This is a genomic window from Cohnella candidum, from assembly GCF_003713065.1.
GTDB lineage: Bacteria > Bacillota > Bacilli > Paenibacillales > Paenibacillaceae > Cohnella > Cohnella candidum.
The window spans coordinates 206,130-220,247 of the sequence record NZ_CP033433.1 but is presented as its reverse complement, the minus strand read 5'-3'; the positions used below and the strand labels follow the sequence as shown (position 1 = coordinate 220,247).

Genomic DNA, 14,118 nt, shown 5'->3' with positions numbered 1-14,118 from the left:
AAACCCGGCCTGGCAACGTCCTACTCTCCCAGGACCCTTCGGTCCAAGTACCATTGGCGCTGGAGGGCTTAACGGTCGTGTTCGGGATGGGTACGCGTGGAACCCCTCCGCCATTGCCACCAGACCGGGATAGCAGCGAGAAATATCATACCATAATCTCGCTCGCTTGAATACCGGTAATATTTACCGATATTCTTTCAAGGCTTGCGCCCTGAAAACCGGATAGCGAAACGTGAAAGCAGTGCTGAAGAAACAATCACCTGTGTTACTGCGTAGGATAAGCCCTCGACCGATTAGTACCCGTCAGCTGCACGCGTTGCCGCGCTTCCACCCCGGGCCTATCAACCTGGTGTTCTTCCAGGGGTCTTACGAATTGGGAAATCTCATCTTGAGGCGGGCTTCGCGCTTAGATGCTTTCAGCGCTTATCCCTCCCGCACTTGGCTACCCAGCGGTGCTCCTGGCGGAACAACTGGTACACCAGCGGTGCGTCCATCCCGGTCCTCTCGTACTAAGGACAGCCCCTCTCAAATTTCCTACGCCCGCGACAGATAGGGACCGAACTGTCTCACGACGTTCTGAACCCAGCTCGCGTACCGCTTTAATGGGCGAACAGCCCAACCCTTGGGACCTACTTCAGCCCCAGGATGCGATGAGCCGACATCGAGGTGCCAAACCTCCCCGTCGATGTGGACTCTTGGGGGAGATAAGCCTGTTATCCCCAGGGTAGCTTTTATCCGTTGAGCGATGGCCCTTCCATTCGGTACCACCGGATCACTAAGCCCGACTTTCGTCCCTGCTCGACTTGTAGGTCTCGCAGTCAAGCTCCCTTATGCCTTTGCACTCTTCGCGCGATTTCCAACCGCGCTGAGGGAACCTTGGGGCGCCTCCGTTACTTTTTAGGAGGCGACCGCCCCAGTCAAACTGCCCGCCTGACACGGTCCCTTCACCGGATTCACGGTGACAGGTTAGAACTCCGATACGATCAGGGTGGTATCCCAACGTCGCCTCCACCGAAGCTGGCGCTCCGGCTTCTAAGGCTCCCACCTATCCTGTACAGACCGTACCAAAGTCCAATATCAAGCTGCAGTAAAGCTCCATGGGGTCTTTCCGTCACGTCGCGGGTAACCTGCATCTTCACAGGTACTAAAATTTCACCGGATCTCTCGTTGAGACAGCGCCCAAGATCGTTACGCCATTCGTGCGGGTCAGAATTTACCTGACAAGGAATTTCGCTACCTTAGGACCGTTATAGTTACGGCCGCCGTTTACTGGGGCTTCGGTTCACAGCTTCGGGTTGCCCCTAACCGCTCCCCTTAACCTTCCAGCACCGGGCAGGCGTCAGCCCGTATACTTCGCCTTACGGCTTCGCACAGACCTGTGTTTTTGCTAAACAGTCGCTTGGGCCTCTTCACTGCGGCCCCCTCGCGCTATTCACGCTACCGGGGCACCCCTTCTCCCGAAGTTACGGGGTCATTTTGCCGAGTTCCTTAACGAGAGTTCTTCCGCGCGCCTTAGAATTTTCATCTCGCCTACCTGTGTCGGTTTACGGTACGGGCACCATCGCCTGGCTAGAGGCTTTTCTCGGCAGCGTGAGCACAAGACCTTCGGTACTGCAATTTTCCCTCCCCATCACAGCTCAAGGTTATAGTGTGCGGATTTGCCTGCACACACCCCTCACTGCTTGGACGAGCTATTCCATCAGCTCGCGTCTTTGCCCTCCTGCGTCCCCCCATCGCTCGTAACGGCTTACGGTGGTACAGGAATTTCAACCTGTTGTCCTTCGACTACGCCTTTCGGCCTCGCCTTAGGTCCCGACTTACCCTGGGCGGACGAACCTTCCCCAGGAACCCTTAGGCTTTCGGCGGACAAGATTCTCACTTGTCTTTTCGTTACTCATACCGGCATTCTCACTTGTATGCAGTCCACCAGTCCTTCCGGTCTGACTTCTACCCGCATACAACGCTCCCCTACCCAAGACACCTAAGTGTCATGCCATAGCTTCGGTGGTGTGTTTAGCCCCGTTACATTTTCGGCGCAGAGTCACTCGACCAGTGAGCTATTACGCACTCTTTAAATGGTGGCTGCTTCTAAGCCAACATCCTGGTTGTCTTCGCAACTCCACATCCTTTCCCACTTAACACACACTTGGGGACCTTAGCTGATGATCTGGGCTCTTTCCCTCTTGACGACGGATCTTAGCACTCGCCGTCTGACTCCCGAGTACACATCCATGGCATTCGGAGTTTGACTGGACTTGGTAACCCTTGGCGGGCCCCGCACCCAATCAGTGCTCTACCTCCATGATGCTAAACCTCGAGGCTAGCCCTAAAGCTATTTCGGGGAGAACCAGCTATCTCCGAGTTCGATTGGAATTTCTCCCCTACCCCCACGTCATCCCAGAGCTTTTCAACGCTCACGAGTTCGGGCCTCCAGTGCGTATTACCGCACCTTCACCCTGCACAGGGGTAGATCACACGGTTTCGGGTCTACGACCACGTACTTAAGCGCCCTATTCAGACTCGGTTTCCCTTCGGCTCCGCCTCTTCAGCTTAACCTTGCACGTGAACGTAACTCGCCGGTTCATTCTACAAAAGGCACGCCATCACCCATTAATCGGGCTCTGACTTCTTGTAAGCGCACGGTTTCAGGTTCTTTTTCACTCCGCTCCCGCGGTGCTTTTCACCTTTCCCTCACGGTACTGCTTCACTATCGGTCGCCAGGGAGTATTTAGCCTTGGCAGATGGTCCTGCCGGATTCCCACGGGGTTTCACGTGTCCCGCGGTACTCGGGATCCGTCTCGGAGAGAGCAGGCTTTTGGCTACAGGGCTCTTACCCTCTATAGCGGGACTTTCCAGTCCTCTTCGCCTAACCTGCTCTTTTATCACTCCATGTGAGACGTCCCACAACCCCAGGGAGCAAGCTCCCTGGTTTGGGCTAATCCGCTTTCGCTCGCCGCTACTGACGGAATCACTCTTGTTTTCTTCTCCTCCAGGTACTTAGATGTTTCAGTTCCCTGGGTGTGCCTCTTCATGAGCTATGGATTCACTCATGAGTAACTGCGCATTACCGCAGCTGGGTTTCCCCATTCGGAGATCCCCGGATCAACGCCCACTTACGGCTCCCCGAGGCATATCGCTGTTCGTCGCGTCCTTCGTCGGCTCCTGGCGCCTAGGCATCCACCGTGCGCCCTTATTAGCTTAACCTTGCTGCAATCACAAGGATCACAGTTGCAGTCAAGACACAAGGTGCTTGATGTTTTCTTCAGCGCATTGCTTTCGTTTCGCTATCCAGTTTTCAAGGTGCAAGATTTGAAGGGAATTGACCCCTTCAAAACTGAACTCGAGCGTAATACGTGCCACTCCGCAAGCGGATGTGGACTTTACTGCCCCGAAGGGCTCCTTAGAAAGGAGGTGATCCAGCCGCACCTTCCGATACGGCTACCTTGTTACGACTTCACCCCAATCATCTACCCCACCTTCGACGGCTGGCTCCTTGCGGTTACCCCACCGGCTTCGGGTGTTGTAAACTCTCGTGGTGTGACGGGCGGTGTGTACAAGACCCGGGAACGTATTCACCGCGGCATGCTGATCCGCGATTACTAGCAATTCCGACTTCATGCAGGCGAGTTGCAGCCTGCAATCCGAACTGAGACCGGCTTTGCTGGGATTGGCTCCGCCTCGCGGCTTCGCGACCCGTTGTACCGGCCATTGTAGTACGTGTGTAGCCCAGGTCATAAGGGGCATGATGATTTGACGTCATCCCCGCCTTCCTCCGGTTTGTCACCGGCAGTCAGCCTAGAGTGCCCACCTTTACATGCTGGCAACTAAGCTCAAGGGTTGCGCTCGTTGCGGGACTTAACCCAACATCTCACGACACGAGCTGACGACAACCATGCACCACCTGTCTCCCCTGTCCCGAAGGCCGCCTCCATCTCTGGAGGATTCAGGGGGATGTCAAGACCTGGTAAGGTTCTTCGCGTTGCTTCGAATTAAACCACATACTCCACTGCTTGTGCGGGTCCCCGTCAATTCCTTTGAGTTTCAGTCTTGCGACCGTACTCCCCAGGCGGAGTGCTTAATGTGTTAACTTCGGCACCGAGGGGTGGACCCCCCCGACACCTAGCACTCATCGTTTACGGCGTGGACTACCAGGGTATCTAATCCTGTTTGCTCCCCACGCTTTCGCGCCTCAGCGTCAGTTACAGTCCAGAGAGCCGCCTTCGCCACTGGTGTTCCTCCACATCTCTACGCATTTCACCGCTACACGTGGAATTCCGCTCTCCTCTTCTGCACTCAAGTCTCCCAGTTTCCAGTGCATCACGGGGTTGAGCCCCGCACTTAGACACCAGACTTAAGAAACCGCCTGCGCGCGCTTTACGCCCAATAATTCCGGACAACGCTTGCCCCCTACGTATTACCGCGGCTGCTGGCACGTAGTTAGCCGGGGCTTTCTTCTCAGGTACCGTCACCCAGAGAGCAGTTACTCTCCCTGGCGTTCTTCCCTGGCAACAGAGCTTTACGACCCGAAGGCCTTCCTCACTCACGCGGCGTTGCTCCATCAGACTTGCGTCCATTGTGGAAGATTCCCTACTGCTGCCTCCCGTAGGAGTCTGGGCCGTGTCTCAGTCCCAGTGTGGCCGTTCACCCTCTCAGGTCGGCTACGCATCGTCGCCTTGGTGGGCCGTTACCTCACCAACTAGCTAATGCGCCGCAGGCCCATCCATAAGCCACAGCTTACGCCGTGTTTCCCAGCAAGATCATGCGACCTCGCTGCGTATCCGGTCTTAGCATTCGTTTCCGAATGTTATCCCGGTCTTATGGGCAGGTTGCCTACGTGTTACTCACCCGTCCGCCGCTAACCTCATCGGGAGCAAGCTCCCTCGGAGATCCGCTCGACTTGCATGTATTAGGCACGCCGCCAGCGTTCGTCCTGAGCCAGGATCAAACTCTCCATAAAGGTAAAACCTTATTGAAGAACCTTGAAGGCTCAAAAGTTAAAGCTGGTTTGTTCGAGCCGAAGCTCAAACCGTATTACGCTCGATGTTCAGTTTTCAAGGAGCAATTCAGCTCGGCATCCGGATCAACCGGCGCTTCGCTTTTTCGTCCGCCGCGCTAACGGCGACTTGAATAATATATCACAGCGCGCTGGGCAGATGCAAGAACTAATTTTTGCCTTTTCTCTTGCTTCGCTGTTTTCGCGCCGTCGCTTCTGCTCACTCGCAAAAGCAACGAAAGCTAATTTATCATACATCGGCGCCCGAAGTCAACACCAAGCCAGCACTTTTTACGACCTGTCGTCTCCGAGCGTGTAACGCAGTTCGAGCTTCAATGGGCCGCGTCCGCGGCCGGGCCGCGCGATCTCCCTGGCCAACCCGCGGTGAACGAGCCGCTGGAGCAGCAAAGACAAGTCGAGAGGCAATCCGCGCAGGCGCGGTTCCATCTGCAATTCGGTCACCGACCAAGGCTCCGTTCGGCTGCCCAGCACCTGGATGAGCAGGGCGCAAGAGGACTTCATTTTCGTCAGCACCGAAAACTCGCAGGCCAGCAAGACGAGCTGAACGCGCTTTTCCAGCGTTTCCGGACTCGTCGTCAGTTCTTCATATAACTTATAAATGCCGGGATTCACCCTGCGCATCTGCTCCCATACCGTCATCTCGGGCAGCATCCCCTGTTCTACCAGGGAGATATGCGCCCAATAATGCAGCGCCGCCAGCACATTGCTGTATGCATCGAGCGTCTGCCCGTTATGGCTGTCCGTTTTCGCCATCAAATAAGAGACGATGAACCGCGAAAACTCGCTCAGCAGCTTCTGATCCCGCAGCAGGGCCGGCCATTCGTCCAGCCGACGGCGAAGCTCGTCGAGAAATCCGGATTCGTCGGACAAAACCTCGCCCTGCACGAGCCACTGGACCTTGCTGCGGTCGCCGTTCACGACCCATTTTTCCAGCATGCCCGGCGTAACCCTGCGGATTTGGATCCGCGCGTCCTCTCGAATCCAATGCTCGATCTCTTCCTCGGACGAAACGCTTTCCCGGACGATCAAGACCAATCGGTCCGAGCCGTCCATCAATGGCCTGCCCGAATAAGGGTCGTCCACGAGCAACAGCCCGACGAGACCCTCTTCCCGAGCGAAAATATCGCGATAGTACCACGCTTTGGCATCCAAACGATTCAAAACATTCACCGTCCGAACCATTAATCGACTTTCCCGACCGTTCGAGTTGGCCTGCGCGCAAAATGTAAGCTATAATGTTTTTTGCGAGTATGGTCTAGTTCTACAACGCCCTGCCGGTTTCCTGCCTGTTCATCCGGCGGTATCGAGGGATGGACCGGAAGAAGGAAGATTTCATGGATAGGAGCCGATACGGATGAAATGGAAAACGAGCAAAATATCGACGATGCGCACGTGGGGACTGCTTCTCGTGTTGATCGGTCTCGGACTGTGCGTTCTCGGGACAAGCGGAATCATACTATTCGGGCAGACGGGCAAAATCATCGCCGCCATCTTCATGGTATTCGGGATTATCTCCTGCTTCGTCAGCATGGGCGTCTATTTCTGGGTCGGCATGATCTCCACGAACGCGCCGGTGCTGGAATGCCCGGAATGCGGCAAAAACACGAAAATGCTCGGCGAAACGGACCGCTGCATGTACTGCCATACGATTCTCACCTGGAACCCGGACAAAGCGACCGCAGCTCCGGCCGAATCGGAATCGCCTGCAGCGCCCCTCCAATCTTAATATTGCGCCTAAACGCCAAAAGGACCCCTTCCGGGGTCCTTTATTTATTTGCGTTTAAGGGCGGCTTTGCAAATCAAGATCCATTGCGCTCCAAATGCTGCCTGTGGCGAAACTACGAGCCCAAGTGGCCGCGCCTGCCAGGTTGTACTTCTTGGCCAAGTTCATCCTGGCTTTGACGGAAAGGGCGTCCTCGATCCAAATTTTCATCGTGTTGTCCCCATCCTTGTACTCCACGTAGTTCTGTCCCGCGTCTTCCGCGTACACGGGTTTCAGCTTCTTCTCCGCGATCAGTTTGTTTACCGCGTCCATGCTCATCGTTTTCGAAGTGACCTTGACGCCTCCGTTGCCGTCCGGCTTCTCCGTCCACAGGCGGGTGTACAGCGGCACGCCCATCACGAGTTTGCGCGATGGCACTTTGTCCTCCTCCAAAATACGGCGAATCGAATCTTCAGCCCACTGAAGCGATGAGACGGAGCCCGCTTCCGGACTCGTTGCCCAATGCTCGTCATACGCCATGACCATCATGTAGTCCACGGATTGGCCGAGCTTGCCCCGATCCAAAAACAAAGACCAGAATTCGCTGTTCGATTTGGGGGTGACGTCGATCGATACGACGAGATTTTGCTCGTGCGCCAGCGGGGTGAATTCGCGTACGAACTGCACCAGGTTTTCCTTGTCCGAGGTTTTCACGTTTTCGAAATCGAGATTGATCCCCTGAAGCTTAAACGCCTTCGCGTAGGCGAGCAGCTGCTGGATCATATGAAGGCGCGTCTCGTAGGAGCCCAGCGCCTGTTCCGTCCGCTCAGGTTCGAATCCGTTGCTGAACAGGGCCCATACCTGCACGCCTTTGGAACGGTACCATTGCGAATAGGAAGCGTCCGCTTTGCTGCGGATATTCCCTTTGCCGTCCGTCAGCTCGAACCAGGTCGGACTGACAACGTTCACGCCGGTCAGCTCCCCGATATCCGCGGGAACCGGAGCTTTCGTATAAACGGCCTCCCACGTCAGGTTGATGCGCTCGCCGACCGCTTTCCATGCGGTAAACGGATCTTGCTCTTCCGCAGCCGTGAATGTCTCCACGTTGAGGAGCTCGGCATCCTTTTTAGCCAAATAGCCGATCTGCCCCGATGCGGATTGCGCGCGGTACCAGCCGTCGCTTTCTCCCCACAGTCTGAGTGCCGTACCTGCGGTTAAATCCTCCACGATGCGGAACGACTTGTCCGGTCCTTCGCGAAGCTTGGCGCCGTTTTTGCTCTCTTTCGGAACTTCGGCGCGCTGAACGGCTTGATCAGGCGCCAGGAGCGTTACGATGCCGGTCTTCGCGTCGGTTTCCGAACGGAATCCGAACAGTTCTTTCAACGGGGCCATCGGCAAATAGACTTTGCCGTCCTGCTTCACCGCCGCGAATTTGAGTGAGAACGGTTTGCTGTTTGACGTCCCGCCCAGCTGTCCGACCTTGAAATGAATGACCTTGGTGTTCGTCGTCAGAATGACGGAATCGGTCGATTCCTCGTACGCAATCCCGTCTCCGGTCAGCTTTTGGCCGACCTCGAGCGGAATCAGCATGCCGTCGCCGTCGCCGATCGCACGGCTTTTCGTCCATTCTCCCCCGATCATGACCGGATGCGGAGCCGACATATAATCGGGCACGACATGCTCCGAATTGGGGAGTTCTTTCCAGACCCACCATGCCGTACCTGTTGCGGATACCATGAAAAGCAGCACGAGCCCTATAATCCACGGACGGGACCGCCGCTTGCGGAATCCCGTTCCGGCTGTATTCAACCTGCTCAATTCCGGTTCACTCCTTCTCCGCGTTCGCCTGCCGTCCCGTATTGTACGGGAGCCGAAGGCCAAAAGTTGCAGAAATCGTCCGCAAACAAAAAGCGCGCGTAGAAACTTCTACACGCGCCTCATTGAATTTGCCGAAAGGTTTAGTTGCTTCTGTCGCGACAGGAAGGACACAGTCCGTAGATTTCCATACGGTGTCCGTGGACCTGAAACCCTGTCGAATGGGCCGCCGCTTCTTCGACGGCTTTCACCGGAGGATGCTCGAAATCGACCATCGTCCCGCATCCCGTGCAAATCGCGTGATAGTGGTCCGACAGATCCGCGTCGAAACGGCTGGAATCGTCGCCGTAAGTCAACTCCCGCACCAACCCGGCATCCACGAACAACTTCAGGTTGTTATATACGGTCGCAACGCTCAAACTCGGATATTGAGGAGAGAGCGAACGGAAAATATCGTCAGCCGTCGGATGGACGTGGGACTCCATCAAAAATTCCAATATCGCATATCGCTGCGGGGTCATGCGGACTCCGCCGGATTTGAGCTGGTCCACGGCATGATGAACCCGGGATTCCATGCTCTTCACAGCCTTTCATGATGACGTATGGCTCCCGCCGTCCAGCGGCGTTCGCGCGTCAGTGATTTAGACTTATTTTAAATAAGGTTTCTTGGCCTTGTCAATGGAAGAAGAGTCCTTCAGGGCTCTAACTTCTCCAGAGAGATGTCCCCTCCGTGCGTTTCGGCGGTGATCTTCCGCGTTCCGTCTCCGATTGTGCCGGAAACCTCGTTTCCATTGCCGTCCAGCGACCAGGAATCGTGAACATCGCCCATGGTCGTTCGGGCGGATACCGTTACGCCCGTTCCTTCCGGCCAAGCGAGATCGATATCGCCGATTTTGCTGGATGCTTTCCAATCCCCGCGGACGGCGGATCCCCGCACGCTGACGTCGCCGGTGACGGTTTGGGCCGAAATCGCCGCTTGCGGATCCCGAACTTTGAGGTCGCCGTTGACGATCTCGAGGTCGGCATCGCCCAACAGGCCGGTTAAATCTATATCCCCGTTCAGCAATTTCGCGCGAAGGCGTCCTCCTACGTTATTGCCGATGATGCCCCCGTTTTTCACGTCCAACGAGAGCTCCGACGACTCCGTCAGTTGATCGAGCCGAACGGAACCCCTGCCCACGTTCACCTCCATGGAGACGGGCACGCGGCCTTGCGGCAGCGTAACGGTAATGTCCATACGGGGCTTACGCAGATTTCCGATGCCGTATGGTTCTACATATGCCGCGATCTGAAGGCCATCGTCGTCTGTGATGCGAACCGAAGAACGGTCGGCAAGCTCGCGCGCCCTGTCCATATCGGAAACGTCCACGTAAACGACGGCCTCTACCTCGATCTCCGAGACAGGACCTTCGGTCAGCGTCACATTGCCGTTGACGTCGGACACGGTCACCTTGGTGCCTGGCGCGGGCAAGGGTACGGAGGTGACGCCCTTGTCGAAGGAGTGCTTCGCCCGGTCGGAATCGTACAGCCCCCAAGTGATTCCGCGCGTCCACTCCTGCACTGACGAAAAATGATAGTTGCTTCCCCGTGCCGCCGCCAACACGAAGCCGCCGAGAATGAGCGCCCCGAACAGGATGCCGAACGAAATGCGGACGCGTTTGCCCTCCTGCCGATGAATCGATTGAATGACAATGAGTTCGATGCCGAGCGCGACCAGGGCGGCCGGCCACCAAGCGCCGAGGACCGCGAAAACGTCCAGGAACCCCGCGTGATCCAACAACAGCAGGATTCCCAGCGCCGTTAGCGATAAAGCCGCGGTGTAGCGGCCGATTTTGATCATCCGGCTTCCTCCGTCAGTTTTTACTTCCGCGGTCATTGCGCAGCTCCCAAATCCACAGCCCGATCCCCGCCGCGATCAGCACGGCGGCGCCTGCCATGGAACCGGAAGAACGGAAAATGCCGTGGGACCATCCGATGTTCGTTACCAGGAACAAGACGACGGCTCCGCCTGCCAGCAGTACGATTCCCGGCGCGTTCAGGTGCCTGCGGGATCCCTCCGGCCCTTGCATCGGTCCCGGTATCGGTCCGGGTATCGGTCCCGGAGCGGGACCCCGCTCGGATTCCGGCGGGTGCGGCGGAATCGAAGGCGCGGGACCCATCGATTCGGGCGGCGGAACCTCAGCGGCGCGTTCAGCGAAGCCTCGAGGAATGCCGGGTGCATGAGGCGCAGCGGGACCCGGCATTCCGAATGTCGGGGCGGTATAGGCATGCCACGCGGAGTGATAGCGCCTTTCGTTTACCACGTCCGTGCTTTGGATGGCGTCGAATAGACTATAGAAGTAAATGATCGGAAGCAATAAGCTTAGCAGAACGATGGCGAGCACGTTGTTCAGCTGCTCTACGGCAAAAACGATCGAGACGATGTTCATCGCAAGAAGCAGCATGACGCCGATCCCTTTCACCATTTGGCCCAGATAAAAATGCCCCGTCCCCGGCACGAAGAATGCCAAAAGGCCGGCGAGCCATTTTCGTTTTCGGGGGTATGCCATTCTCGGGTCACGGTATCCCGGCGGATAACCGGGCGGGTATCCCGGATGGTTTCGATGGTCGTTCGATGCGTTCCATTCGTTCATACGTTCGTTTTCCTCCAACTGGTCCCGGCGATTTTCCCAATTGTAGCACGACCGAAATCTCCCCAACAACGGTTTACGGGCGGGGGACGGACCTGGCCTCAGGTCTTGGTCGGCGGGTCAATTCAGTTGCGTTCGAGCTGCAATTGGATCATTTCGATGTTGGGTGCGGGACGGAACGAACCGACGGAACGGAAACCGGCCCGTTCGTACAACCGGAGTGCGGGTTCGTTCCTCGCTTCCGCCGTGACGTTCCACACCCGGTCCGGCGCTTCGGATATCGCATGGCGAAGAAGCGAGCCTCCGATTCCTTGCCGGAAATGCTCCGGATGCACCATCAACCGGCAAACCACGCGTCTGCCATCAGACTCCTCCTCTACCGAAACGGCTCCGGCCAGCGTACCGTCGTCCGCCACGGCTCCGTAAAACGTTTCTCCACATTGTTGAAGCGACTGAACCGTATCCCGCAAAGGCGGAAGATCAGCTACGCCGATCAGCTCGGCTTCCCTGCGGTAGGCCGCATGCTGCAACGCCCACAGCTCTTCGGCGATTTCGATGTCGGAAAGGTCAAGAAGTTTAAAGTTCACTGAGTTCGTCTCCTACTCTTTGTATATTCCTTCTTGGGTATAGAGGGTTTCTCAATATATCTGACAAGCTCGGGATATCGACCCATCAATACATATTTATGCACGGTGTTAACCGTAAGCAAAAGGATAAACGCTAGCATTAGCAGCAAACATGCAAGTACCGCCATTGATACGTCGTAGCTTGGATTTTGGGCGAGAAAAAACTGCGATCCTACCATACCAACTCCGATCCCTAATCCGACAAAACCGGCTTGTTTAAATTTCTTCGCTTTATTGGTTCGGCCATTGAAGTACACCCCGGAATATAGAGTTTTCACATGCACGCGCCAGAGCAGATAGGCTAGGATCAGATATCCTGTCACGATGAAACAGGGGTACCAAGTTTCCCGTACATTCATCGTGAAGTAGATTAATTTTATGGAGACGATAACAAGACCAACTGATGAATATGCATTGAACAGCCCTAGATACAAAAAAATAATACGCTGAGCTCGATAAGGAGCAGTCGCAATCCATATTCCCCATAACAAAAAAGCAGCAATGCCTCCTATCAAAAAATAAACCATAAAAGGCAGCAAAGGGGGCACAAATGAACCAAAACTAATGAATAACACCGGAATTATGAAAGACGTTATGACGTACGACCTTATGAGACCCGGAGAGATCCCGCCCAAGTAAGAATGCAGATAAGCTTTCAAATGACCACTATCCACGGTGCTCGGCATTGCAGGTCCCCCTGAATCATCGACGACTAAAATTTGGATTTTTCTTACAACCTCCATTATGTCGAACGCCCTCACACTAATCAACAATAAGTAAAAAACAGCGACAAAAAAAGCCATACAATCGAGGTCAACAGGAATGAACTCTCCTGTTGCTCGAAGCATGGCCTTTTTTATAAAACCGCTCTTTCCGTTATCCCTTCAACCGGTCCGTCAACAGCTTGTTCACGAGGCCGGGGTTGGCTTTGCCCTTCGTTTCCTTCATGATCTGGCCGACGAGGAAGCCGATCGCTTTGTCTTTGCCATTCCGGAAATCTTCTACGGATTGCGGGTTGGCTGCGATGACGGCGTCGACGATGGCGAGGATCGCCCCTTCGTCGCTGATCTGCACCAAGCCCTGCTCCTCGACGATCTGCTGCGGGGACTTGCCGGATTCGATCATTCCTTTGAATACCGTCTTGGCGATTTTGGTGCTGATCGTGCCTTTCTCGATGAGCTGGATCATTTCGCCCAGCCCTTGGCCGGTGATCTTGACGTCCTCGAACTCCAAGTCGTTCGCGTTCAGGTAAGCCAGCAGCTCGCCCATGATCCAGTTGGCGGAAGCTTTGGCGTCCGTCGTATAACGAAGGCTGTCCTCGAAAAAGTCCGCGAGCTTCATGGAAGCCGTAAGCACGTCGGCATCGTAAGACGACAGTCCGAATTGCTCGACGTAACGGGCTTTCCGGGCGTCCGGCAGTTCGGGAATCGAAGCGCGGACGCGGGTCATCCATTCTTGGTCGATATGGACGCGTACGAGGTCCGGATCCGGGAAGTAACGATAGTCATGCGCTTCTTCCTTGCTCCGCATACTGAACGTTTTACCTTGGCTATCGTCCCAGCGCCGCGTTTCCTGCACGACTTTGCCGCCGCCGTCGAGAACGTCGGCTTGGCGCAGTTGCTCGTATTCCAAACCGCGCTGAACGCCCCGGAAGGAGTTCATGTTCTTCAGCTCGGCTTTCGTGCCGAATTCCTTCTGGCCGTACGGGCGCAAGCTGATGTTCGCGTCGCACCGCAGCGAGCCTTGCTCCATGCGGACGTCCGAGACATCGCAATACTGCATGATCGCCTTCAACTTCTCCAGATACGCTTTCGCTTCTTCCGGAGAACGGATGTCCGGCTCCGAGACGATTTCCACGAGGGGAGTGCCGACACGGTTAAAATCCACCAGCGACCCGTATCCGCCTTCGATGTGCGTGAGCTTGCCGGCATCCTCCTCTAAATGGAGGCGTGTGATGCCGATTCGCTTCGTCTGTCCGTTCACTTCGATGTCGATCCAGCCGTTCTGCCCGATCGGCTGGTCGTATTGGGAAATCTGGTACGCCTTCGGAGAATCGGGATAAAAATAGTTTTTGCGGTCGAACTTGCACCACTCGGCGATTTCGCAGTTGATCGCCATGGCGGCTTTCATCGCGTATTCGACGGCCTGGCGGTTCAACACCGGCAGGACGCCGGGATGGCCCAGGCAGATCGGGCAAGTATGCGTATTGGGCGGCGCGCCGAACGAAGTCGAGCAGCCGCAGAAAATTTTCGATTTCGTGTGCAACTCGACGTGGACTTCAAGTCCGACGACCGTTTCGTAATTGTTCAAGGACATGTCAGCCCAGACCTC

At 55.8% G+C, this 14,118-nt stretch carries 9 protein-coding genes and 3 rRNA genes; 1 reads left to right on the top strand and 11 read right to left on the bottom strand.

The window, feature by feature from the left end; all coding sequences use genetic code 11:
* Positions 1–7 precede the first annotated feature (7 nt).
* From rrf to EAV92_RS00940, 4 genes are all read right to left on the bottom strand, one after another.
* A 5S ribosomal RNA gene (gene rrf, locus EAV92_RS00955) occupies positions 8–124 on the bottom strand.
* 149 nt (positions 125–273) lie between these two features.
* Positions 274–3,204, bottom strand: a 23S ribosomal RNA gene (locus EAV92_RS00950).
* Between the two features lie 200 nt (positions 3,205–3,404).
* Positions 3,405–4,957: ribosomal RNA gene (locus EAV92_RS00945) — 16S ribosomal RNA — on the bottom strand.
* The 16S, 23S and 5S rRNA genes sit together here, the layout of an rRNA operon.
* A gap of 327 nt (positions 4,958–5,284) precedes the next feature.
* Positions 5,285–6,175: a nucleotidyltransferase-like protein gene (locus tag EAV92_RS00940; RefSeq protein WP_241158397.1), complete on the bottom strand. Its 891-nt coding sequence runs from the start codon at positions 6,173–6,175 to the stop codon at positions 5,285–5,287.
* A gap of 193 nt (positions 6,176–6,368) precedes the next feature.
* Between EAV92_RS00940 and EAV92_RS00935 the strand changes: the two genes are divergently transcribed.
* Positions 6,369–6,740, top strand: a complete 372-nt coding sequence (locus tag EAV92_RS00935) for a DUF2614 family zinc ribbon-containing protein (protein WP_123039359.1) — start codon at positions 6,369–6,371, stop codon at positions 6,738–6,740.
* A gap of 54 nt (positions 6,741–6,794) precedes the next feature.
* Here the strand turns inward: EAV92_RS00935 and EAV92_RS00930 are convergent, their stop codons facing one another.
* From EAV92_RS00930 to gatB, 7 genes are all read right to left on the bottom strand, one after another.
* On the bottom strand, positions 6,795–8,534 hold the full coding sequence (locus tag EAV92_RS00930; RefSeq protein ID WP_241158396.1) for a glycosyl hydrolase family 18 protein: 1,740 nt from the start codon (positions 8,532–8,534) through the stop codon (positions 6,795–6,797).
* A 140-nt stretch (positions 8,535–8,674) separates the two neighbouring features.
* A complete protein-coding gene (locus tag EAV92_RS00925) occupies positions 8,675–9,106 on the bottom strand; it encodes a Fur family transcriptional regulator (RefSeq protein ID WP_123039358.1) in 432 nt (143 codons plus the stop codon).
* Positions 9,107–9,225: 119 nt separating this feature from the next.
* Positions 9,226–10,371, bottom strand: coding sequence for a DUF4097 family beta strand repeat-containing protein (locus EAV92_RS00920; RefSeq protein ID WP_164472587.1), 1,146 nt, complete (start codon positions 10,369–10,371; stop codon positions 9,226–9,228).
* A 13-nt stretch (positions 10,372–10,384) separates the two neighbouring features.
* Complete coding sequence (locus EAV92_RS00915; protein WP_123039356.1) at positions 10,385–11,164, bottom strand: TM2 domain-containing protein; 780 nt, start codon at positions 11,162–11,164, stop codon at positions 10,385–10,387.
* A 122-nt stretch (positions 11,165–11,286) separates the two neighbouring features.
* Positions 11,287–11,748, bottom strand: coding sequence for a GNAT family N-acetyltransferase (locus EAV92_RS00910; RefSeq protein ID WP_123039355.1), 462 nt, complete (start codon positions 11,746–11,748; stop codon positions 11,287–11,289).
* Positions 11,745–12,473, bottom strand: coding sequence for a hypothetical protein (locus tag EAV92_RS00905; protein ID WP_164472586.1), 729 nt, complete (start codon positions 12,471–12,473; stop codon positions 11,745–11,747). The genes EAV92_RS00910 and EAV92_RS00905 overlap by 4 nt, the downstream gene beginning before the upstream one ends.
* Before the next feature lie 190 nt (positions 12,474–12,663).
* Complete coding sequence (gene gatB, locus EAV92_RS00900; RefSeq protein WP_123039353.1) at positions 12,664–14,103, bottom strand: Asp-tRNA(Asn)/Glu-tRNA(Gln) amidotransferase subunit GatB; 1,440 nt, start codon at positions 14,101–14,103, stop codon at positions 12,664–12,666.
* Positions 14,104–14,118: the final 15 nt, after the last annotated feature.

What these genes read in the sequence shown, in the direction of transcription:
- EAV92_RS00935 (WP_123039359.1), top strand. Translation starts at nt 6,369, where the DNA reads ATGAAATGGAAAACGAGCAAAATATCGACGATGCGCACGTGGGGACTG.
- EAV92_RS00925 (WP_123039358.1), bottom strand. Translation starts at nt 9,106, where the DNA reads ATGGAATCCCGGGTTCATCATGCCGTGGACCAGCTCAAATCCGGCGGA.
- EAV92_RS00920 (WP_164472587.1), bottom strand. Translation starts at nt 10,371, where the DNA reads ATGATCAAAATCGGCCGCTACACCGCGGCTTTATCGCTAACGGCGCTG.
- EAV92_RS00915 (WP_123039356.1), bottom strand. Translation starts at nt 11,164, where the DNA reads ATGAACGAATGGAACGCATCGAACGACCATCGAAACCATCCGGGATAC.
- EAV92_RS00905 (WP_164472586.1), bottom strand. Translation starts at nt 12,473, where the DNA reads ATGCCGAGCACCGTGGATAGTGGTCATTTGAAAGCTTATCTGCATTCT.
- gatB (WP_123039353.1), bottom strand. Translation starts at nt 14,103, where the DNA reads ATGTCCTTGAACAATTACGAAACGGTCGTCGGACTTGAAGTCCACGTC.